We start from the raw sequence: 18,672 nt of genomic DNA, 5'->3' as shown, positions 1-18,672 counted from the left end.
GATGAATAATTCGTTATATTGTATAGCTATTTAGCCCCTTATTCCAGTAGTAGCTTTTACTAACATCAATGCTTAAACGATGATGTGGTTCAGACAGCCGGGAATTTTACTTTTCTGTTTATTTTTCTTTTTAGTCAACCCCCTGCTCAAAGCACAGGATAGCAGTACGGTGAATCTCCCCGCACAGTGGACCCTGCAGCAGTGTTTTGACTATGCCATGAAAAATAATATTCAGCTAAACAGTTTACGTCTGAGTCGTATGAGCACAGAGCAGGACCAGTTGCTGTCCCGGGCTGCCAAACTGCCTAACCTTACAGGGTCGGGATCCCAGTCGCTCAACGGTGGTAAAACATTGAATGCTTCCGGTGGGACTCCATACAAAGTGTATACTTCCGGCAATTACTCCGTGAATTCCAACGTCACCATTTTTCAGGGTGGTTACCTCAATTATGATATCAAACAAAAGGACCTGTTAACACAGGTAGCAGGGCTGAACATCGCACAGCAGGTCAATGATATCACCGTACTCATTACACAGGCCTATCTCAATATTTTACTGGCAAGAGAAAACATTGTATATGTAAAAGATGTGGTAGCCACATCCGAGGCCCAGGTAAAACAAGGCCAGCAACAATACGATGTAGGCAGTATTGCACTGATAGGGCTGGTGCAATTGAAGGCACAGTTGTCTAACGATCGTTACCTGCTGACTACCGCAGAAAACCAGCACCGGCAAAATAAGCTGGTACTGAAACAATTGTTGCAATTACCCAGCGGCTACGACTTTGAAATAACGGAACCGGATACACTTATCTCTAATACACATCTGTACGCCTTACAGGAAGCGCAGGATTCTGCGTTGGCTAACAGGCCTGAAATAAAAAGCAGTGAACTGGGTATACAGGTCGCTAACCTGGATCTGGCAAAGGCTAGAACAGGGTATTGGCCTACATTGACAGCCGGTGGCGCATTAGGCTCCTCTTATAATGGTGGTGGTACCGGTAGTAACTATTTTAAGCAGCTGGATAATAATTTTTATCAGCAGATAGGACTCACTTTATCTGTCCCTATTTTCACCCGCCGCGTAGTAAAAACAAATGTGGAAAAAGCAAAGATAGAAATAGATCAGTCGAGGCTTACACTACAGGATACCAAAACCAATCTCTCGCAAACAATAGAACAGTCTTATATCAATGTGCTGAATGCACAGTCACAATACGATGCTGCAGTGGAACAGTTAAAGTATTCACAGGAAGGCTATCGGATCGCCAGCGAACAACTGAAAGTAGGAGCCGCCAATATTGTGGTTTTTCTACAGCAGAAGAATTTATATATACAGGCATTACAATCTTATATACAGGCTAAATACAATGCTGCGCTGAATATCAGGATATATGATTTTTACAGGGGCATACCGGTCAAACTATAAACGCAAATGAGGTATGAGAAAATACAAAGGTGTTATCATAACTATAGTGATCATACTGCTGGTGGTGGCTATCTGGTATTTCTTTATCAGGAAAAAAACAGTACCGGTTTCTTTTGAAACGGCCCAACCCACCTACGGACATATTGCTACYACCGTTACCGCTACAGGTACTATTCAGCCGGTAGATACCGTAGCTGTAGGTACACAGGTGTCTGGTACACTCAAATACCTGTATGTGGACTTTAACAGCCAGGTAAAGAAAGGACAGTTGCTGGGAGAACTGGATAAAGATTTATTCCAGGCGCAGGTAGATCAGTTGAGAGCGAATGTACAGGTAGCGCAGGCGAATCTCGCGTATCAGAAAAACAATTATGAACGACAGGAACTATTATATAAGACTGGTGCCATCAGCAAAGCAGATTATGATGTAGCCCGCAACCAGCTGGACCAGGGCAAAGCGAATGTGGCCAGCGTAAGTGCACAGCTGGCATCAGCACTAAAGAATTTTTCCTTTACAGAAATACATTCTCCTATTGAGGGTGTGGTATTAAACAGGAATGTAAGCGTAGGACAAACTGTAGCGGCCAGTTTCAATACACCTACCTTATTTGTAATAGCAAAAGATATTACCAAAATGCAGGTAGAAGCCAGTGTGGATGAAGCAGATATTGGTAACGTCATGGACTCTCAGCGTGTAACCTTTACCGTGGATGCTTATCTGGAAGATGTGTTCGCAGGGCGGGTGCAGGAAATCAGGCTGCAGCCTTCTGTTTCTGCTAATGTGGTGACCTACAATACTATCATCAATGCACCTAACGATAACAAGAAGTTAAAGCCAGGCATGACGGCCAACGTAACCATTTATACTGCAGAGAAAGATTCAGCCTTGCTGTTGCCTGTAAAGGCGCTCAAGTTCAGACCGGATTCCGCACAGTTAAAGGATTACATTATACAAAGTGCCGTGCGTAAAACGCCGGCAGAAAGAAAAGATACTACCGGCAGAACATTTAAAAGTACTGCACGCATTGGCTCTTCCAACTATGTATGGTTGTTGCGGGGCGATACACTGGTACAGAAGCGTATCAGAACAGGATTAAATGATAATACACATATCGAAGTACTGGCAGGGATAAACGAAAATGATGTGGTAGTAGTGGGTGTAAATGCTGTCGGTACTGTAGTAGGGGCGGGAGGTACCAGTAGTCCGTTTTTACCAAAAATGGGAGGGCGTAGACGATGAGCAACGGCAAAATATTAGAATTGCAGCAGATCAAGCGTGAATTTGTGATGGGCACAGAAATCGTGCGTGCACTGAAAGGGGTCACCTTTGATGTATTTGAAGGAGAGTTTGTTACCATCATGGGCAGTAGTGGTTCCGGTAAAACTACCCTGCTGAATATCCTCGGTTGTCTGGATAAACCTACTTCCGGGAATTACCTGCTGGATGGTATCAATGTGAGTAGTTTGTCGCGCAATGAACTGGCGCGGTTACGCAATCATAAAATAGGCTTTGTATTCCAGGCATATAACCTGCTGCCCCGTACATCTGCTCTGGAAAATGTAGAACTGCCTTTGTTCTACAATCCGGAGCTGACAACCAAAGAGCGCAGGGAGCGGGCATTGGGAGCACTTGGGTCGGTGAAGCTGGCAGACAGGGAAGGGCATACACCCAGTCAGCTTTCCGGCGGACAACAACAGCGTGTAGCGATTGCACGGGCTTTGGTGAATCACCCGGTGATGATCCTGGCAGATGAGGCTACCGGCAACCTCGATACCCGCACTTCCTACGAAATTATGGCGCTGATGCAGGAGCTGAATCAGCAGGAAGGGAAAACGATCGTATTTGTAACGCATGAGCCGGATATTGCCGCATTCAGTAGCAGAACAGTGATGTTGCGCGATGGAAAGGTAGTAAAAGACAGTAAGAATGAAAACGTACGTTCGGCAAAAGAAGCACTGGCCTCTTTGCCGCCGGCAGAAGATTATTAATTAACCCGTAAGGATGAGTGCAATTAATCTCATAATGATCGCTTTAAGGGCTTTGCAGCGGAATAAACTCCGCGCATTCCTGACCATGCTGGGCATCATCATTGGTGTGGCTGCGGTGATTGCTATGGTGGCAATAGGAGAGGGTTCCAAGCAAAGCATTCAATCACAACTGGGTAATATGGGGTCCAACATGATCACGATTTTGCCCAGTAGTAACGTGTCCGGGGGGGTAAGAATAGGTGGCACCAGTTTTCAGTCGCTGACCATCGTAGATGTATTGGCCATACAGAAAAACGCAGAATATGTTAATGGCGTATCGCCGGTTGCCTCCACCAAAGGACAGGCGATTTTCGGCGCACTGAACTGGCCCACTACGCTGCAGGGCGTAGCTCCTTCTTATTTTGACATCCGTAAACTTACGGTCAGCGATGGCATCAGCTTCTCCGATGCAGATGTGGCTACGGCCGCCAAAGTATGTTTATTGGGACAAACCGTGATCAACAACCTGTTCCCCAGTGGTGAAAGCCCTGTAGGAAAAGTTATCCGGCTGAACTCTATTCCCTTACAGATAATAGGCACATTGGCGCCTAAAGGGCAAAGTTCCTTCGGACAGGATCAGGATGATATCATCCTTACACCATATACTACGGTACAGAAGCGTATCCTGGCCACTATTTATTTTCAGAGTATTTATGCCTCAGCGGTAAGTGAAGGCGCCTCTGAAGCTGCGACAAATGAAATTATAGATATCCTGAGAACCACGCACCGGCTGCGTCCCAGCGATGAAAATAATTTCCAGGTAAGAACCATGGAAGAGCTGATTAAGACACTGAGTTCTACCAGCAGCCTGCTAACCATCCTGTTAACGGCTATTGCCGGTATTTCCCTTGTTATAGGCGGTATTGGTATCATGAATATCATGTATGTATCAGTAACAGAACGTACCCGCGAAATAGGCTTGCGGATGTCTATAGGCGCACGTGGAATTGATATTTTACTGCAGTTCCTGGTAGAGGCAATTATCATCAGTATTACCGGCGGCTTGATAGGTGTGGCATTAGGTATTACTTCTGCCAAAGTAATTACGCTTACGTTGGGCTGGCCTACCATGGTATCTGAATCTTCTATTATCCTGTCTTTTGTGGTATGTGCGTTTACAGGTGTGTTTTTTGGATATTACCCGGCACAGGCCGCATCCAGACTGGATCCTATTGAGGCATTACGGTATGAGTAATGACAATGTTTTTCCTACTGATTACAATCACAAAGCGTAGCGATTCCTTCAGCTATCCATTTGCTGAAAGCACTTTCTTTTTCAAATTGTAAAAGGTTCAATGGTTTCCCGGTGATATCTTCCAGGGGAAAGCCGTCTGCATGTGTTTCTACGGCCTGTCTGGTAGCGATTTCCTGTTCCCCGGAAGTGGCGCCGAGTATTTTTCTGAATTCAAATACTACACTGTCTGAGGTATCGTTGGCGTGGATCACTGCCACAATAAACTCGTATTCCCCGAATTGTTGCAGTGCAGTGATGGTGCGGGCATTTATTTTGTAGCAGGTGCCTGGTGTGAGTTGCATAAGCGGATGTTTAACGATGATATGAATATACGGAACAATTACTATCTTGTAAAGATGGAATTAAGCTCCCTTCGAATGTTGTTAAACCCGGTATCAACCGCAGATATCGCTGCTATACACCGGCTGCATAGTATGCCGGAAACGGATGAATATAATACGTTGGGCATCCCCGCATCGGTGGACGTTACGACCGCCGTGGTACAAGGATGGTTGAATGATGCGGATCAAAAAGTATGGCGTATAACGTTAAAGGATACACGGGAATTTATTGGCTTGATTGCGATGAAGTTTAAAGCCGCTCGTTTTAGGAGTGCGGAAATATCGTACAAGATCGATGTAGCCTATTGGGGCAAAGGCTTGGCCACGGAGGCGGTGGAAGTATTGCTGCAGTATGCTTTTGACAATTTACAGCTGCATCGGGTAGAGGCTGGTTGTGCGATAGATAATGTAGGTTCAGCACGGGTGTTGGAGAAAGTGGGGATGCAACGGGAAGGCTGTAAGCGCAAGGTATTGCCCATCAGGGGCAATTGGATAGATGGTTTTACGTATGCTATACTGGAAGAAGATTATAAGCAACAAAAAGGCCGGTAGGTTTCCCTGTTCCGGCCTTTTGTATATTATTCTGATGGAAAAATTAGTCTTTCTTCTTATCATGAATTTGTGATTTCTTCAGATACACTTTCTTTCCCTTTCCGTTCACAATATATTTCTGATCTTTTTTATTGATGTAAACGGTTTCACCGTTTGGACCTTCCTTGTCTTTGTACACTTTATCTGTTATTGCGGAGGCGCCTTTTACTGCAATAGAAGCGGTTTTATTGCCTATTTTTTTAGCGGTACTGTCAATGCCCTGAGCAAATGTATGCTGGCCAGCCAGGGAAATAACTGCACCAAGGGCGGCAGCAAATAAGAATTTTGAGATATGCATTGGAGTTTTCATGTTGTTACTTTTAATGTTTAATAAAATGATTGCCTGTTTGTAGGTTAATTTCAACAATAATGCCATATCATTTGTTCTATGACAGCCAGTTTTTTACAAATATGATTTTTGCTGTATTGACGTGACAGACCGGGGATTTTCCCCCCATGGTATCCATTTTATTTTCGTATATTCATGTCCGGTAACCAAATACCTATGAAGTCAACGATTAAAGGTCTGTATCTATCTGTTCCTACACCTTGCGAGGAGAATTGGACTCAAATAACCTGCACTGCGGCCGGAAGGCACTGTAGTAGCTGTAAAAACGGTAGTTGATCTCTCCTTAATTATCCGATGCTGAAATTTTTGCTGTTATTAATAACAGTGGGGGAATGTTTGTGGCAGACTTTCCGATGATCAGCCCCATAAAAAAGTTAGGCCTGCGATAGCAGTGCGTAACCAGTTTGTGTCCGCTATAGTGATCATAGCAGGACTTGTGGAGGTATTGCGACTTCGGCCATGCAGAAAAAAAGAATTAACGTGTATGGAAATGGGGAGTATTCCTGCATCATCTGTTGGAAGTGTATCATTTGTTGATACCGCATCCCCCGTTGGTGTAGTATCTGCTGCTGATATCACCTCAACTGAAATCCGCAACCTGCCTGAAATAGTAGTAGCGGGCGTATCTTAACATGTTAACAGAACCATGGCAATGAAGTCAAAACAAGCATTGTACCTGTCTCTTCCCACTCCGTGTGACCAAAGCTGGAATGACATGCGGCCTGTATTGGGCGGCAGGCATTGCAGCAGTTGCAGCAAAACCATCATAGATTTTTCTTTATTAACAGATGCGGAAATCTTTGCGGCTATTCACAGTAGCAAGGGCGCTATTTGCGGCCGGTTTTCTGATGACCAGCTGAACAGAAGTATTGCAATGCCTGTACCACCACGGCATTCATTTGTTCCTGCTATGATTATGACAGCAGGGTTAGCGGTTGGTATCGCAACAGCAAGCTATGCTGAGACAAGAGGACTGGAACAAATTGAAATGAACGTAGTACCAACGCCTTTGGCCGACACCAGCATTGCGGCTAAAACCCATGATCTGCCGGAAGTGGTGGTAACGGCTTTGGGCGTGGTAAGGCGTACTGGGGTGGTGTGTATAACTTATGGAGAAGTAAAAAGTGGAGATAAGCCCCTGGTTGCCCAACCAATTACTTATAAAGATGAACCGGTATCGGAAAAAAAGAAAAAGAAAAAACGATTCTTGTTTTTCTGATGAATATAAATTCCCTTTCCCCAGCCATCTTTTTGCATAACATGCAACATGGCAGGCAAATAAAAAACCTTCCAGGCGGCCCGTAGCCTGGAAGGTTTTGCCCGTATGCGTGTCTGCCCAATTTTTAGTTGACAGCTCTTCTTTCTGGTATTAATTACCCCAGAAAATATTTTCCTGCTGTATATCTGCAGCATATATCTTAGCGGCGATGATTTTGCCGTCTTTCACCGTATATACATCCACGTTATCGGTGTGTAATTCTGCACCTGGCCTGCTGGCTTTCCAGGTAAGTACTACAGAAGCCTGGTCGCCATTTACTGCAATGGTTTTAATATCAGACAGGGACATGGTATTCTGTGATACTTCAAACATACCGCCTACCATCTGGAATACTTCCCCACTGGACTTTTTAGTGCCGGAGAAACGGTTGCTGCCTGGCTGATCCCAGCTGATTTCGGGGTGTAATAAGGCGCCTAATTTTTCGAGGTTTACCTGTTGAACTGCGTTTACAAATTCAGTAACTACCTGTAATGTTTGCTTTTCCATTTTTATAATTTTTTAGTTTGTTGATAAATTGATAATGCAAAGCTACTCCGGCATACTCCTTTATCATTTACCTTAACACGACAATTACTTACCATTTAACGACAACCTGTTTTTTGTAAACAGGGAGATGAATATCTTTATAGTATGAAACAGCTGGTATTAAGTATGATTGCCTATGCGGTGCAGCGGGATGTAGATGCCACACAGTTATGTAAACTGGCGGGCATTGATTTGACGGCACTGAAACGGAAAAATGCGGCGCCGGTAACCGTGCAGCAATTGCATGACCTGTGGTTAAATGCCAGCAGGCTCACCAATGATCCCCTGTTTGGGCTTCATTTTGGGGAAGCGCTGCAGCCCGCAGCTTTGGGCACGGTAGGAGAGATTATACAAAGCAGTGCCACCGCGGGAGATGCATTAACGCATGCGGCAGCCCTCACTCACCTGGTAACAGACGAATGCAGGATAGAAGTACAACGCTCCGCCAAAACATTTACCGTGAAACTGTTGCCGGCAACTGACTATGGGGCTACACCTCCTTATCCTTTCCGGCAACTGATAGATTTACTCCTGGTACTGGTTATCCATGAACTGGATGGATTGCTGCTGGAAAAAATTGTTCCGCAGGCAGTACGTTTGGCCTATACAGTTCCTGATCCGGTGGAGTATGAACGTGTTTTTCGTTGTAAGCCCTCAAAACGGGCGGGAGAGTATGTGCTGGTATTTGATATCAAATATTGGGATGAACCGCTTTTAACGGCTAATTATGAATTACAGAGCCTACTACTGCAAAAGGTCAGCAGTATGCCCCAGCCTGCGGCTCAGCCGCAAGCACTGCAAACAAGGATTTACAACTATCTCCTGGCCAATTCTTACCTGGGAGTTTCTTCGCTGAACGATATGGCAGCCAACTTCAATATCAGCCCACGCAGTTTGCAGCGGAAACTGAAGGACGAAGGAGTAAAGTATCAGGATATTGCAGATGCCGTAAGGCGTTCATTGGCGGTGTATTACATATCTTCCGGTAATTATCCTTTGAAAGATATTTCGTGGATGCTTGGTTATAATGAGTTAAGTGCGTTTACAAGAGCTTTTAAGCGGTGGACGGGTAGTACACCGGTCAATTATCAATCGTTGTAGTTCAGGAAGGTATCTTTGTGTACAATACCCCATTTCTTCACAAAAATATATTCTCCTTTTTCAAGGGCAGTGATGTAGTCCTGCAGCCATTCTTCAAAGGAACCGGCTTCAATAACGCGGTGACCGTCATCATGCCAGAGTGTAATGATCTGCCCACGTTTCCCTTCGGGAGCGGGGTCCAGGTCAATACAAAGGTGATTGCCGAAGCCATCGCTGGTAAACGGTATCCACAAAGGATTCCACCAATCGTTTTTGATGCCCGTGTCTGGTGCGGCAAGAATAGGTTCATCATGCCAGGTAAAATTGCCGGCGTCCAGCTGGTCTTTCCAGTGATGCCATTGTACAATAATGTCTTCTACACCCAATAGCTGATCCGCATCTACGAGTCCTGCCCTGGCTTTCTGCTGTCCGTTGTGTATGGAATAAAATGCTTTGAAAGAGGCCGGCAGGGCCGTTCCTATTAGTTTTTCAAGTGACTCCACCGCCTCAAAGGTAACGCCGGGATGAAGGATGTTGAGCAGTCTTGGGGCATGCTGTTGCATCCAATTCTCCCATCTGGTCCAATATTGCTGCATATGGTATGGGTTTTAACGACTATAAAGATGTGAAATTTTATCTATAATTTTATTCATTCTTCGCAGATGTTTTTTATAAGGTAATTATCAATAATTTTGTAGCTCTTGAAAAGAGTACAACATCATTAAAAGTAAATAACTCCTTTATGGTACAGTTACCTAAATTTCTGATTGCAGACGATCCTGTAACAGATCCGGAAAATGAATATATTTTTCATACCGAAAAACCCCGCTTCTTCGCCAAACGTGTAGAAGAAGATGAAGAAACTGCCTACATCGATATCGTTCACGAAATTGATAATGTAGAAGAGTTCTATAAAAACACACCGGAGAAGAAACAGGAACTGCTGGAACAGCTCGAAGAATGGTACTTCTCTTACATGGAGTGGCTGGAAGATGACGGTGAGGAAGAAGAGGACGAAGAATAGTAACAACGAAGGAATTATAAAAAAGCGTCCGTTTACAACGGGCGCTTTTTTATGCCCGGCTTAGTTTATCGCCGTCTGTAACTCTTTCCTGTAGGCAGAGGGATTTACGCCTCTGTATTTTTTAAACATCCTGTTAAGATGACTTTCGTCTGTAAAGCCCAGTTCATCAGCAATTTCTCCCACCCGCATGCTGCTGTACTGCAGCCTCGTTTCTACCAGTTTTAACTTATACTGCGTAATATATTGTTGTAAGCTATCGCCGTTATTACGCTTAAAATACTCACTTAGATAAGTAGGCGAAATGTTAAAATTAGATGCAATCTGCTCTGCGCGCAGCTTCTCCGGTGAATAGATATTTTCGTGTATATAATGCAGTATATTCAGGGAGGCTTCGTGCTTCGCCGGATGTTTGGGCTGTTCCGGCATCTGCAGTAATATATTCCTGGCAATGACCATGATCATGGTATTCACGATCTGTTGGGCCATTTCCCGATGATACGGCTGCTGATTGACCAGCTCCCTGATCAATGCTTCCACCAGCGATTTTACCAGGGGCTTATCGTTTTTGTTTTTTAAGATGCAGCCCGGCATATGATTGTGATTCTGGAAAATGAACTCCAGTTGCTGTATCCATTCTTTTTGCTGATTCTTAAGGTAGATGTTATTGAAGCGGATGAAGAAGAATTTCGTGCTTTCCTTTACATCAAAAGAGTGACAGTCCTGCGGCATTACCAGGAACAGTTTACCCGGACTGTAAGGCAGTTGATTTTTGTTAACACACTGTATGCCACTGCCTTCCACAATGTACACGAGTTCAAAAAAGTTATGCTTATGAGGATCAATCGGGCATTCAGAACATTCCCGGTATTCAATCTCAAAAGGCTGATATAAGTTCTCTTGTAGCATACCCGCAAAAATACAGAATGATCCTAAAATTGTACAATTTTATTTACCAGGTTCCTATTGATCTTTGCTATATAAACTCATACAAATGGAAAATAATGCGATTGTATTCTTTTTGCTCCGCCTGACAGTAGCTGCCAGTATGTTTGGCCACGGTTTGGTAAGGCTCCCCAAACTAAACGGCTTCAGTGCCTGGATGGTAAAAAGCTTTGAAAAATCTATGCTGCCCAACCTGCTGGTAGTTCCCTTCAGCTATGTATTACCCATTGCGGAATTCATCATCGGTTTATTGCTACTGCTGGGCTTATTTACCCGTGGTTCTCTTATAGGTGGCAGTGTAGTCATGATAGTGCTGATATTCGGTACTGCTATGATAGAAAACTGGGAAGCAATACCTACTCAGCTCATACATGCTGTTTTTTTCGCCGGACTGCTGGCTTTTATTCAATATAACACCATCGCTGTTGATCATCTTATAAAAAAATAATGGCTACAAGAAAAGAATTCCTGAAAACAGCCGGCCTCGTTGGATTAGCCGGCATGGTAAGTCCGGGCGCTGTTATTGCACAGTCTGACCATCGTCCTGCACCTAAATCCGGTCCCGGCTGGGCAGATGGCTCCCGCCTCGTAGTATCGGTATCTATGCAGTTTGAAGCCGGCGGACAACCGGAAGAACGCCCGGAAAGCCCTTTCCCGCAAAATATGCTCAAGGGATACAAAGACCTGCCTGCGAACACCTGGTATGAATACGGCTACAAGGAAGGTATACCCCGTATGCTCGATAACTGGGATAAACATGGCATCAAGGTTACCTCACATATGGTAGGCAGTGCAGTAGAAAAGAACCCTGCCCTGGCCAAAGAAATTGTGCAACGTGGTCATGAGGCGGCTGCACATGGCCGCGACTGGTCATCGCAATATATGATGCCGTATGAAGAAGAAAAGCAGTTTATACAGGAAGGTATGGAAGCCGTGAGAAAGGCCACCGGCGTTACTCCTGTAGGCTACAATGCCAATTGGATGCGCCGTAGCGAAAATACCCTCACCATACTCCAGGAACTGGGGTTTCTGTATCATATCGATGACCTGAGCCGCGATGAGCCCTTTATCACAAAAGTGAATAACATTGATTTTGCAGTAGTGCCCTACACGCTGCGCTGTAATGATATTCAGCTGGTAGCCGGACAATGGTTTTCTACCGATCAGTTTCTGCAACAGGTAAAGATGGAATTTGATCAGCTCTATGAAGAATCTGCCCGGCGCCGGCGCATGATGTCTATCAGTTTTCATGATCGCATAGGAGGTACCCCTCAGCTGGTAAAGGCCACCAGTGAACTGTTTGCTTATATGAAACAACATCCGGGGGTAGTATTCAAACGAAAAGACGACATCGCGAAAATGGCATTGACTGATAAACATACCATCAGAGAGTAAATAAAAAGACAGGCAAGGAGCCTGTCTTTTTATTTTGCAATGAATATTGTATTATTTTGTTGCCACGACACATATGCTATGAACGTATTTAAAACACAACCCGAAGGCTTTGCTGTTATCAGAAAACAAGCCTTGCTCAGATTTGCACCGGTGATGTTGTTCGGGGTAATCGTTGTACTGGCCGCAAATTTCAAATCAGCAGCAGCTGGCTTTGATATGGACACTCTCTTAATCACCTTCCCGGTTATGCTGCTTGCTGTGGTAATAGGTATTTCCAGAGGGATGAAGCGAAGAAGAAAATTATTCGATAGCTTCTCTGTTGAAGTGAATGAAGATACTGTTATCAGAACCCAGGACGATACACCCGAGCTGGCGCTGAACCGCCTGGAAATTTCCAGTATCAGTAAAGACCGTACCGGCGTGATCACTATCAGGGGAATGGACCAGTACGATGTGATCCAGATTCCCGCCGGCATGGAACGGGCAGATGAACTGGAAGCAGCGCTTTTGCGTATCATGCCTTTCTCAGAAGGCGATCAGCGCTCACTGCTGGAACGTTTTGGATGGATCACCGGTGTACTCGCTATCCTATTGATGGTGGTGATCAGATTTGTAGAAAATAAGGTAGTAGTCATAATAAGTGGTCTATTGCTCATTGTACTGCTCATCTGGGGTTTTATGACAGGGTATCGTAACAAAAACGTTCCTGAACGCTACAAACGCAGTATCTGGATCGCATTGCTGTTGATTGCAGCGGTGATCATGGCCATACTTATGAAGCTGGGATGGGTAAATGATTTTTGGGAGATGAATACTTAACTTAACATTCCGGAAACTATGAAAGCATGAGAAAACCTACACATCGGCCGGAAGAGAAAGTGATATTTAACAACCTGCTGGATCAGTACATCTATCAGGGGCTGGCTACTGAAAGCATTGATGCTAAAACAGATTTTACCTGATTACCTTAAGTGAGTCCTTCCTGAAAGAAAATGTGCATCCGAAAATATTTGAAGAATTCCCTTTCCTGCTGGCGGAAATTGTACCTCCCAGGGTATTGAAGCCGGAGGTGTTTGCGGAATTTGAACAATTATACGGGCAGATAGAGAAGGACTATTTGTCAACTTGTCCCTATAGAACACGGATGATAGGGAACCTGTTTGTAGTACTACTGCTCAAAATAAAAGAATATTTCTGGGGTGATTTTAAAACATACTTTAAATTTCAGTTGAATAAAGCCGGGAAGATATCCCGGCTGGAGATAGGGCAGGCGAGTTATTGAGAATTACAAAGTACCTGACTTATCATGAGCTTTGTTTCCATAAAAGCAATACTATTGCAGGAAATATCATCATCATGAGAATTGAACTGACTAATATAAATGGGAAAGGAATTGCTGAAATAATATCGGATAATATGGAAGTAAACAATACGGAAGATGCTTTGGATATATTAGGCAATTGCAGCTACCAGGGGGCGGACAATATCATTTTGCATGAGAAGAATATCATTCCGGATTTCTTTGATTTAAAAACAAGGATAGCAGGGGAGATCCTGCAGAAGTTTTCTACTTATAATATTCGACTAGCGATAGTGGGTGATTTCTCAAAGTATAGCAGCCAAAGCCTGAAAGATTTTATCTACGAGAGTAATAAAGGGGGCAGGGTTAATTTCGTTAATACGGTAGCAGAAGCAACCGAGAAATTAAGCCGATGAAATTACTATTGAAATTGTGATGGCAATTCTTTTATTCTTCTTGGGGGGATTAAAGTTCCCGCTCCATCAGGTATAGATCGAGGCCCTGGCCCCAATAATCTTTTTGTGTTTCTACCAGCTTGTAACCAAATTTCTCAAAGAATTTATATGCTTTTTGAGAAGTAGTTACAACCAGCTTTTCAATAGTTGGATCTGATTTAAAAATTGTCAGACAATGTTCGACCGCTTTTCTTCCCAGCCCATGTCCTGCATATGCCGGATGAAATAATATCCAGGTGATCTGACCTACTTTCTTCGCCTCATTTATATAGTATCCCATACCTCCTGCAATATTATCCTCGTGTTCTATCGTGAAGTAGAGATGGGCATTTTCGCTTAAATATGTTTCATAGTCAGCCAGTTCGTTAGGATCAAAATATTCCGGCGTATTGAGCTTGAAAATTGTGAGTAAATCATTTTTGTCAGTTCCTTTATAAGGGCGTATCATATGTTGTTGATTGGATATAGAATATAAACATTCTTATTTAGAGAACGATAATTTAAAGCAGATCTTATATCGCCGGTCGCCCGGTCCTTTCTTTAGTACCGTGATTTCCTGACATGGAAAGGAGTCATGATAATTAAAAGCTGATAAATCTATTTTGTCGAAATCTTCATTTGCGATGGCCCTGGCAATGGTAATATGCGGCGTAATTCTTTTAGACGACCTGGGAAAGAAGGCAGCTAATAGCTGCATATGAAGCCGGTGAATGGGAGCGGGGTTATTGATCTTTAATACCAGCGATTTGGATTGATCTCCATGCTTGAAAATAAAGCTTCCGCCCAGTACAATGTCGAAACCAGGATAAGACGATAGCACACTTTTTATCTGTTTGCGGATTCGTTCATCATCATCGGGAGCTGTGAACTTCAATAAAGAGATATGTGCAATTGACTTCAGATTGTTTACAGACAAGGAAATCTGGTTGCTCAGTGCCTCTTTTGCAGCTCGCACGACCTCCTTTATTCTTTCAATGGGAGAAAGAATAATAAAGTAAGATGTGCCTCTGACAGGCACCATTTCATAATGGAATAAACTTAGTTGGTTCGGATTTCCATGACGCATATAAATGAACATTGAGGCATATAATAACAATGCAGGCATTCAAATGGTTGTGGGTATAACGTAATTTAGATCTGATTGTATTACTTTTATTACACAGCTTTTTACGCGGAAAGTGTGAAAGGAAAATGTGAGATAGTTCCGCTAAATAATTAGATAAAAAAGTAAAGTCTGTAAAGATGCTGACTTGCTAACATTTGTACCATCTTTATTTCCTTCTTTATCATGTTAACAACGTGATACCAGTTACATCTACGTCCCTGTTTTTTTTCAGGAATTCATATGTCATCCGATCTGCCTGACAGTCAATAAACCGGACCCATTTCAAGCTCTTGTTTTTAAAGTAGGTGTTAATAAGCGTTGCGTTCCGGAATGTCACCATGTCAAAGGCGCAATTTTCAAAATAGCAGTCCTCTAATTTGCCATCGAAAACTATATTTTCAATCTGCATTCTACTAAAAGAGGTACGATTCCACACTGCATTTGCAATTGTATTATTCATAAAAACCCCGGATTTAAGATCCGCTCCGGTAAAATTGGCCGCGGAGAAATCGCAGCGGTTGATATGGCTTCTTGAAAATTCAGCTTCTTTCAGGGAGCAGTTTTTAAATATATTGTTTTCTAAGTGAGAAGTCTGAATATCGCTGCTGCCGATATCGGAGTTTGAGAAGTCGCAGCTATCAACATGGTTGCTTTTTAGAATAAGCCCCGACAAATCTGAACCGATAAACCTGCAGCGCTCCATGTGGGAGGAGTTGAATTTTTCATGCAGATTTTTCGTCCCGGAAAAATCTGCGTCTACCCAGTGTTCGCCTGACATATTCCATCTGGGCTTTTTGGGCTGGTTTCCGGATGGCAATTCAGCCGATTGCCCAGGCGAGAGATCTACAGGCGCCACCTCAGTGGCTTGAGATGAGAAGCTTTCTGAAAAATAGTTAAGGTCAACACCCAGAATTTTCGCAAGACGATTAAAAGTAGTGATGTCCGGCATTGATTCTCCGCGCTCCCACTTCCCGATTGCCTGGGAACTGATGGATAAACGTAGCGCAAGTTGCGCTTGAGAAATGTCTGTTTTCTTTCGTGCTTCGGCAATTTTATCGCCAATCATTTTAGTATTTAGCATCATCTCTTTATTTATTTTTTCGATGCTACAAAGGTATTCTGAGGTATTTCCAGGATCAAAAAAAAGCAGCAACTTATGGTTGTATGTATGTTACTTATGGTTGTTATTGACAACTGTAAGTAGTGATTATTGGAGCTCATTACAATTCATGGGGAGAATGGGGGAAGATTTTTGAGGGATGCGGTAAAGAAAAATGCCCCATTTCAGTTTTACGAAGATTGGGCGAATATTAATGTACGAATCTTTTCGTATATTATTGGGACTTTATTATTTACTAACAAATCTCAAATCACCAGGCGATGGATACATCTATGATTTCACGTATTAAAAACATTGAGCGCCAGTTAAGAATATACCGGGCAGGTTGCATTATACTTCTTTTGGTTGTAGGGGCGGTGGTTTGCATGTCTACCAGGAGCAATGATGATATTTTGCGTGTAAAAGGATTAATCATTGAAGATGCACAGGGGAGAGCACGTATTATCATGGGAGCGCCGGCACCCAAAGTACCAGGAAGGACGCGTACGGATGATTTCACAGGTATTGCCTATATGGATGAGAATGGAGCTGACCGCCTTACTTTCGGGAAAGAGCCTGATCCTATGACAGCAGGTGGTATCAAGCCCAGGTATGTGGGGGGTGTAGGCATCCTGATTCACGATAAAGCAGGTGTGGAGCGTGGTGGTTATGGTGTGCTGGACGATGATAGGGCTTTGTTGACGCTTGACTGGCCCAAAACAGGGGAAGCACTGGCATTATCGGCTGATGATCATTTCGCTGCTATCGGCCTATTTCATTGGAGTAAACCTGGCGTTTATCGGGAAGCACTTACTATGGGTGTCATCAGGAAGTCTCAGCAATCATTCCTAAAGATAACTGATACCGGCGGCACAGAGCAGTTGAGGGTGCAGACAGACAGCACGCAGCCTCCACTGATCAAGCAATATAACAGCGCAGGGAAAGAGATCTATTCAAGGGGTATCCACTAGCATCATCACGGGCAGGCATATCGGCGAAACAGCCCGTCGCTTGAATGATAAACCTGGTTTATTTTTCCCGCTTAGTGCATTAAGCCCCCCATCATTATAGTCAGCATTCCCTTTTCACTATGTAGACACCGTCGAGCCTATGCTTAGCACTCGCTAAGTACCTATCGAAGCAGTGCAGGAGAGGTGGACTTGATGCGGGGATGAGGTCCGGGTGTATAACCGGGATGAAATTGCATCAGCAAATGTATAGAGGTCAGAACTGGCCATAGCAGGGCTACTTCAGTACCAGGGGGTAGCTGTGGGAAGAAATGTATTATTGAAAGGAAGCAGGCATAAAGGTTTGTTCATCGAAATATCTCCGGGTGGCAAGATCGCTTTATTCCAGTTGAATGACAGCTGGATATGCATATGTAGAGGCAAGTTTGGGAAGCAATTTCGTCCGCTTTGGGTAAGTGCGTTTATGAGCATATTTGGGTACCTGTGGCGGTGCCACCGCAATAATATCGGCCGCCATATATTGTCTGTTGCCCGATGGGCCATCTTTGTACATGGCTCTTACCTGGAAAACGACTACCAGTGAACCCTCTCCGGGTATATCGAGTGAAACATTTGTTTCCTGGAAAGCGGTATCGGGTTCTATCATGAGCGTAACCGTTTCGCTACCTGCCACCTGGCGTGATTTAAAATCAATACGCGTTGCGATCACTTTTACTTCCAGGGCAGCAATGCCTTTATGCCCGGCGATGGTTTGTGCGGGAATATTTAATATTCCGTTGCTCAAAAGGCGGGGGGCCACCGTAAAAAAACGATCTACTCCGGTATGTTGATTGAAGCGGAAGCCTGTGATGGCTTCGTGATGATCGCCGGCAGCAATGAGTACCTTATTCAGCCGATTGATGTGGGCGCCGTCACACTGGATATCCAGGTTACTGTAGAAAGCTTTACGGATAAAAGCGCCTTTCCTGCTGGCGATGCCAAAGCGGCGGGATGCGCGGCGGGTAGCAGCAGTTTGCTGCACGCTTTCAGGCATGGAGCGCAGGAAGTATTCGCCATTGCGCTTATACCCTATGAGATTACCGAGTTTTCCCGTAAAAGAAATGATAGACATTTGTTTTGCCATAGGAGATTATTTTGATAAGATAAATATAACACAATTCGGGGAACGTGTTTTCGGGACAGATGGAAGATTAGCTACAGGGGGTGTAATGGATATTGTTTAATATTCAACGATTGTTCAATGGGGATTTGAGAATGGCAAATGTGAGTGGATGGGCATTTAGGAATATTGAGAAAGGTATTCACCAGGTTTTCAACCTGATCCCGTTCTTGCCCTTGAAACATAATCCAGTAAATAAAAACGCTCAATTTCAGTAAAGCTGAAATTGAGCGAATAAGCATTTTGGTAGCCTCAACAGGGATCGAACCTGTATCTAAAGTTTAGGAAACTTCTATTCTATCCATTGAACTATGAGGCCATACCCCATTTCTGGGATCGGGTGGCAAAAGTAAGGGTTTTAAATTAATA

General features: G+C 43.9%; 24 protein-coding genes and 1 tRNA gene. 15 read left to right on the top strand and 10 right to left on the bottom strand.

Going from position 1 to position 18,672, the window contains the following annotated elements:
- Window positions 1–79 precede the first annotated feature (79 nt).
- The 4 genes from AC1DCV_RS12775 to AC1DCV_RS12760 are packed head-to-tail and all read left to right on the top strand — an operon-like array spanning window position 80 to window position 4,652.
- Window positions 80–1,429, top strand: a complete 1,350-nt coding sequence (locus AC1DCV_RS12775; protein WP_477023523.1) for a TolC family protein — start codon at window positions 80–82, stop codon at window positions 1,427–1,429.
- A 13-nt stretch (window positions 1,430–1,442) separates the two neighbouring features.
- A complete protein-coding gene (locus AC1DCV_RS12770; RefSeq protein WP_477023522.1) occupies window positions 1,443–2,669 on the top strand; it encodes an efflux RND transporter periplasmic adaptor subunit in 1,227 nt (408 codons plus the stop codon).
- Window positions 2,666–3,418, top strand: coding sequence for an ABC transporter ATP-binding protein (locus AC1DCV_RS12765; protein ID WP_441576367.1), 753 nt, complete (start codon window positions 2,666–2,668; stop codon window positions 3,416–3,418). Before AC1DCV_RS12770 ends, AC1DCV_RS12765 begins: the two co-directional genes overlap by 4 nt.
- Before the next feature lie 13 nt (window positions 3,419–3,431).
- Window positions 3,432–4,652 (top strand): ABC transporter permease, encoded by a 1,221-nt coding sequence (locus AC1DCV_RS12760; RefSeq protein WP_477023521.1) that lies wholly within the window; start codon window positions 3,432–3,434, stop codon window positions 4,650–4,652.
- A gap of 14 nt (window positions 4,653–4,666) precedes the next feature.
- Here the strand turns inward: AC1DCV_RS12760 and AC1DCV_RS12755 are convergent, their stop codons facing one another.
- Window positions 4,667–4,993 (bottom strand): hypothetical protein, encoded by a 327-nt coding sequence (locus AC1DCV_RS12755; RefSeq protein ID WP_477023520.1) that lies wholly within the window; start codon window positions 4,991–4,993, stop codon window positions 4,667–4,669.
- Window positions 4,994–5,014: 21 nt separating this feature from the next.
- Between AC1DCV_RS12755 and AC1DCV_RS12750 the strand changes: the two genes are divergently transcribed.
- The gene (locus AC1DCV_RS12750; protein ID WP_477023519.1) at window positions 5,015–5,584 is read left to right on the top strand and encodes a GNAT family N-acetyltransferase; all 570 of its coding nucleotides are present in this window, start codon (window positions 5,015–5,017) and stop codon (window positions 5,582–5,584) included.
- 43 nt (window positions 5,585–5,627) lie between these two features.
- Here the strand turns inward: AC1DCV_RS12750 and AC1DCV_RS12745 are convergent, their stop codons facing one another.
- Window positions 5,628–5,933 carry a hypothetical protein gene (locus AC1DCV_RS12745; protein ID WP_477023518.1) on the bottom strand — a complete coding sequence of 102 codons (306 nt, stop codon included), beginning with the start codon at window positions 5,931–5,933 and terminating at the stop codon, window positions 5,628–5,630.
- A gap of 523 nt (window positions 5,934–6,456) precedes the next feature.
- Here AC1DCV_RS12745 and AC1DCV_RS12740 point away from each other — a divergent pair.
- Both AC1DCV_RS12740 and AC1DCV_RS12735 read left to right on the top strand, forming a co-directional pair.
- A complete protein-coding gene (locus tag AC1DCV_RS12740; RefSeq protein WP_477023517.1) occupies window positions 6,457–6,603 on the top strand; it encodes a hypothetical protein in 147 nt (48 codons plus the stop codon).
- A 21-nt stretch (window positions 6,604–6,624) separates the two neighbouring features.
- A complete protein-coding gene (locus AC1DCV_RS12735; RefSeq protein ID WP_477023516.1) occupies window positions 6,625–7,191 on the top strand; it encodes a hypothetical protein in 567 nt (188 codons plus the stop codon).
- Window positions 7,192–7,341: 150 nt separating this feature from the next.
- On the opposite strand, the gene AC1DCV_RS12730 is transcribed toward AC1DCV_RS12735, so the two are convergent.
- Entirely contained in the window at window positions 7,342–7,737 is a 396-nt protein-coding gene (locus AC1DCV_RS12730) for a nuclear transport factor 2 family protein (protein ID WP_477023515.1), read from the bottom strand.
- Window positions 7,738–7,881: 144 nt separating this feature from the next.
- Here AC1DCV_RS12730 and AC1DCV_RS12725 point away from each other — a divergent pair, with 144 nt between their 5' ends.
- Entirely contained in the window at window positions 7,882–8,877 is a 996-nt protein-coding gene (locus tag AC1DCV_RS12725; protein ID WP_477023514.1) for an AraC family transcriptional regulator, read from the top strand.
- Here AC1DCV_RS12725 and AC1DCV_RS12720 read toward each other — a convergent pair.
- The gene (locus AC1DCV_RS12720) at window positions 8,865–9,452 is read right to left on the bottom strand and encodes an SMI1/KNR4 family protein (protein ID WP_477023513.1); all 588 of its coding nucleotides are present in this window, start codon (window positions 9,450–9,452) and stop codon (window positions 8,865–8,867) included. The genes AC1DCV_RS12725 and AC1DCV_RS12720 overlap by 13 nt on opposite strands.
- Before the next feature lie 146 nt (window positions 9,453–9,598).
- On the opposite strand from AC1DCV_RS12720, the gene AC1DCV_RS12715 reads away from it, so the two are divergent.
- The gene (locus AC1DCV_RS12715) at window positions 9,599–9,880 is read left to right on the top strand and encodes a hypothetical protein (protein ID WP_441576376.1); all 282 of its coding nucleotides are present in this window, start codon (window positions 9,599–9,601) and stop codon (window positions 9,878–9,880) included.
- A 60-nt stretch (window positions 9,881–9,940) separates the two neighbouring features.
- Here AC1DCV_RS12715 and AC1DCV_RS12710 read toward each other — a convergent pair whose 3' ends face one another.
- On the bottom strand, window positions 9,941–10,786 hold the full coding sequence (locus tag AC1DCV_RS12710; RefSeq protein ID WP_477023512.1) for an AraC family transcriptional regulator: 846 nt from the start codon (window positions 10,784–10,786) through the stop codon (window positions 9,941–9,943).
- Window positions 10,787–10,871: 85 nt separating this feature from the next.
- Here AC1DCV_RS12710 and AC1DCV_RS12705 point away from each other — a divergent pair, with 85 nt between their 5' ends.
- From AC1DCV_RS12705 to AC1DCV_RS12685, 5 genes are all read left to right on the top strand, one after another.
- Window positions 10,872–11,270, top strand: a complete 399-nt coding sequence (locus tag AC1DCV_RS12705; RefSeq protein ID WP_441576378.1) for a DoxX family membrane protein — start codon at window positions 10,872–10,874, stop codon at window positions 11,268–11,270.
- The gene (locus AC1DCV_RS12700; RefSeq protein ID WP_477023511.1) at window positions 11,270–12,217 is read left to right on the top strand and encodes a polysaccharide deacetylase family protein; all 948 of its coding nucleotides are present in this window, start codon (window positions 11,270–11,272) and stop codon (window positions 12,215–12,217) included. Before AC1DCV_RS12705 ends, AC1DCV_RS12700 begins: the two co-directional genes overlap by 1 nt.
- A 78-nt stretch (window positions 12,218–12,295) precedes the next feature.
- Window positions 12,296–13,036 (top strand): hypothetical protein, encoded by a 741-nt coding sequence (locus tag AC1DCV_RS12695; protein WP_477023510.1) that lies wholly within the window; start codon window positions 12,296–12,298, stop codon window positions 13,034–13,036.
- A gap of 175 nt (window positions 13,037–13,211) precedes the next feature.
- A complete protein-coding gene (locus AC1DCV_RS12690) occupies window positions 13,212–13,499 on the top strand; it encodes a hypothetical protein (protein ID WP_477023509.1) in 288 nt (95 codons plus the stop codon).
- 74 nt (window positions 13,500–13,573) lie between these two features.
- Window positions 13,574–13,933: a DUF4180 domain-containing protein gene (locus tag AC1DCV_RS12685; protein WP_477023508.1), complete on the top strand. Its 360-nt coding sequence runs from the start codon at window positions 13,574–13,576 to the stop codon at window positions 13,931–13,933.
- Between the two features lie 49 nt (window positions 13,934–13,982).
- On the opposite strand, the gene AC1DCV_RS12680 is transcribed toward AC1DCV_RS12685, so the two are convergent.
- From AC1DCV_RS12680 to AC1DCV_RS12670, 3 genes are all read right to left on the bottom strand, one after another.
- On the bottom strand, window positions 13,983–14,420 hold the full coding sequence (locus AC1DCV_RS12680; protein ID WP_477023507.1) for a GNAT family N-acetyltransferase: 438 nt from the start codon (window positions 14,418–14,420) through the stop codon (window positions 13,983–13,985).
- Between the two features lie 33 nt (window positions 14,421–14,453).
- A complete protein-coding gene (locus tag AC1DCV_RS12675; protein ID WP_477023506.1) occupies window positions 14,454–15,038 on the bottom strand; it encodes a 2'-5' RNA ligase family protein in 585 nt (194 codons plus the stop codon).
- Between the two features lie 220 nt (window positions 15,039–15,258).
- Entirely contained in the window at window positions 15,259–16,161 is a 903-nt protein-coding gene (locus AC1DCV_RS12670) for a helix-turn-helix domain-containing protein (protein ID WP_477023505.1), read from the bottom strand.
- A 296-nt stretch (window positions 16,162–16,457) separates the two neighbouring features.
- On the opposite strand from AC1DCV_RS12670, the gene AC1DCV_RS12665 reads away from it, so the two are divergent.
- The gene (locus AC1DCV_RS12665; RefSeq protein WP_477023504.1) at window positions 16,458–17,147 is read left to right on the top strand and encodes a hypothetical protein; all 690 of its coding nucleotides are present in this window, start codon (window positions 16,458–16,460) and stop codon (window positions 17,145–17,147) included.
- A 376-nt stretch (window positions 17,148–17,523) separates the two neighbouring features.
- Here the strand turns inward: AC1DCV_RS12665 and AC1DCV_RS12660 are convergent, their stop codons facing one another.
- A complete protein-coding gene (locus tag AC1DCV_RS12660) occupies window positions 17,524–18,267 on the bottom strand; it encodes a hypothetical protein (RefSeq protein WP_477023503.1) in 744 nt (247 codons plus the stop codon).
- Between the two features lie 280 nt (window positions 18,268–18,547).
- Window positions 18,548–18,622 (bottom strand) — tRNA-Arg (locus AC1DCV_RS12655).
- Window positions 18,623–18,672: the final 50 nt, after the last annotated feature.

It is taken from the genome of Chitinophaga sp. 10T418 (genome assembly GCF_056394125.1).
This window is presented reverse-complemented; position numbering and strand designations above follow the sequence as displayed.

Bases quoted from the DNA above. Each gene is read 5' to 3' on its own strand.
- AC1DCV_RS12775 (WP_477023523.1), top strand. From the start codon at position 80: ATGATGTGGTTCAGACAGCCGGGAATTTTACTTTTCTGTTTATTTTTC.
- AC1DCV_RS12765 (WP_441576367.1), top strand. From the start codon at position 2,666: ATGAGCAACGGCAAAATATTAGAATTGCAGCAGATCAAGCGTGAATTT.
- AC1DCV_RS12760 (WP_477023521.1), top strand. From the start codon at position 3,432: ATGAGTGCAATTAATCTCATAATGATCGCTTTAAGGGCTTTGCAGCGG.
- AC1DCV_RS12755 (WP_477023520.1), bottom strand. From the start codon at position 4,993: ATGCAACTCACACCAGGCACCTGCTACAAAATAAATGCCCGCACCATC.
- AC1DCV_RS12750 (WP_477023519.1), top strand. From the start codon at position 5,015: ATGAATATACGGAACAATTACTATCTTGTAAAGATGGAATTAAGCTCC.
- AC1DCV_RS12745 (WP_477023518.1), bottom strand. From the start codon at position 5,933: ATGAAAACTCCAATGCATATCTCAAAATTCTTATTTGCTGCCGCCCTT.
- AC1DCV_RS12740 (WP_477023517.1), top strand. From the start codon at position 6,457: ATGGAAATGGGGAGTATTCCTGCATCATCTGTTGGAAGTGTATCATTT.
- AC1DCV_RS12735 (WP_477023516.1), top strand. From the start codon at position 6,625: ATGAAGTCAAAACAAGCATTGTACCTGTCTCTTCCCACTCCGTGTGAC.
- AC1DCV_RS12730 (WP_477023515.1), bottom strand. From the start codon at position 7,737: ATGGAAAAGCAAACATTACAGGTAGTTACTGAATTTGTAAACGCAGTT.
- AC1DCV_RS12725 (WP_477023514.1), top strand. From the start codon at position 7,882: ATGAAACAGCTGGTATTAAGTATGATTGCCTATGCGGTGCAGCGGGAT.
- AC1DCV_RS12720 (WP_477023513.1), bottom strand. From the start codon at position 9,452: ATGCAGCAATATTGGACCAGATGGGAGAATTGGATGCAACAGCATGCC.
- AC1DCV_RS12715 (WP_441576376.1), top strand. From the start codon at position 9,599: ATGGTACAGTTACCTAAATTTCTGATTGCAGACGATCCTGTAACAGAT.
- AC1DCV_RS12710 (WP_477023512.1), bottom strand. From the start codon at position 10,786: ATGCTACAAGAGAACTTATATCAGCCTTTTGAGATTGAATACCGGGAA.
- AC1DCV_RS12705 (WP_441576378.1), top strand. From the start codon at position 10,872: ATGGAAAATAATGCGATTGTATTCTTTTTGCTCCGCCTGACAGTAGCT.
- AC1DCV_RS12700 (WP_477023511.1), top strand. From the start codon at position 11,270: ATGGCTACAAGAAAAGAATTCCTGAAAACAGCCGGCCTCGTTGGATTA.
- AC1DCV_RS12695 (WP_477023510.1), top strand. From the start codon at position 12,296: ATGAACGTATTTAAAACACAACCCGAAGGCTTTGCTGTTATCAGAAAA.
- AC1DCV_RS12685 (WP_477023508.1), top strand. From the start codon at position 13,574: ATGAGAATTGAACTGACTAATATAAATGGGAAAGGAATTGCTGAAATA.
- AC1DCV_RS12680 (WP_477023507.1), bottom strand. From the start codon at position 14,420: ATGATACGCCCTTATAAAGGAACTGACAAAAATGATTTACTCACAATT.
- AC1DCV_RS12675 (WP_477023506.1), bottom strand. From the start codon at position 15,038: ATGCGTCATGGAAATCCGAACCAACTAAGTTTATTCCATTATGAAATG.
- AC1DCV_RS12670 (WP_477023505.1), bottom strand. From the start codon at position 16,161: ATGATGCTAAATACTAAAATGATTGGCGATAAAATTGCCGAAGCACGA.
- AC1DCV_RS12665 (WP_477023504.1), top strand. From the start codon at position 16,458: ATGGATACATCTATGATTTCACGTATTAAAAACATTGAGCGCCAGTTA.
- AC1DCV_RS12660 (WP_477023503.1), bottom strand. From the start codon at position 18,267: ATGGCAAAACAAATGTCTATCATTTCTTTTACGGGAAAACTCGGTAAT.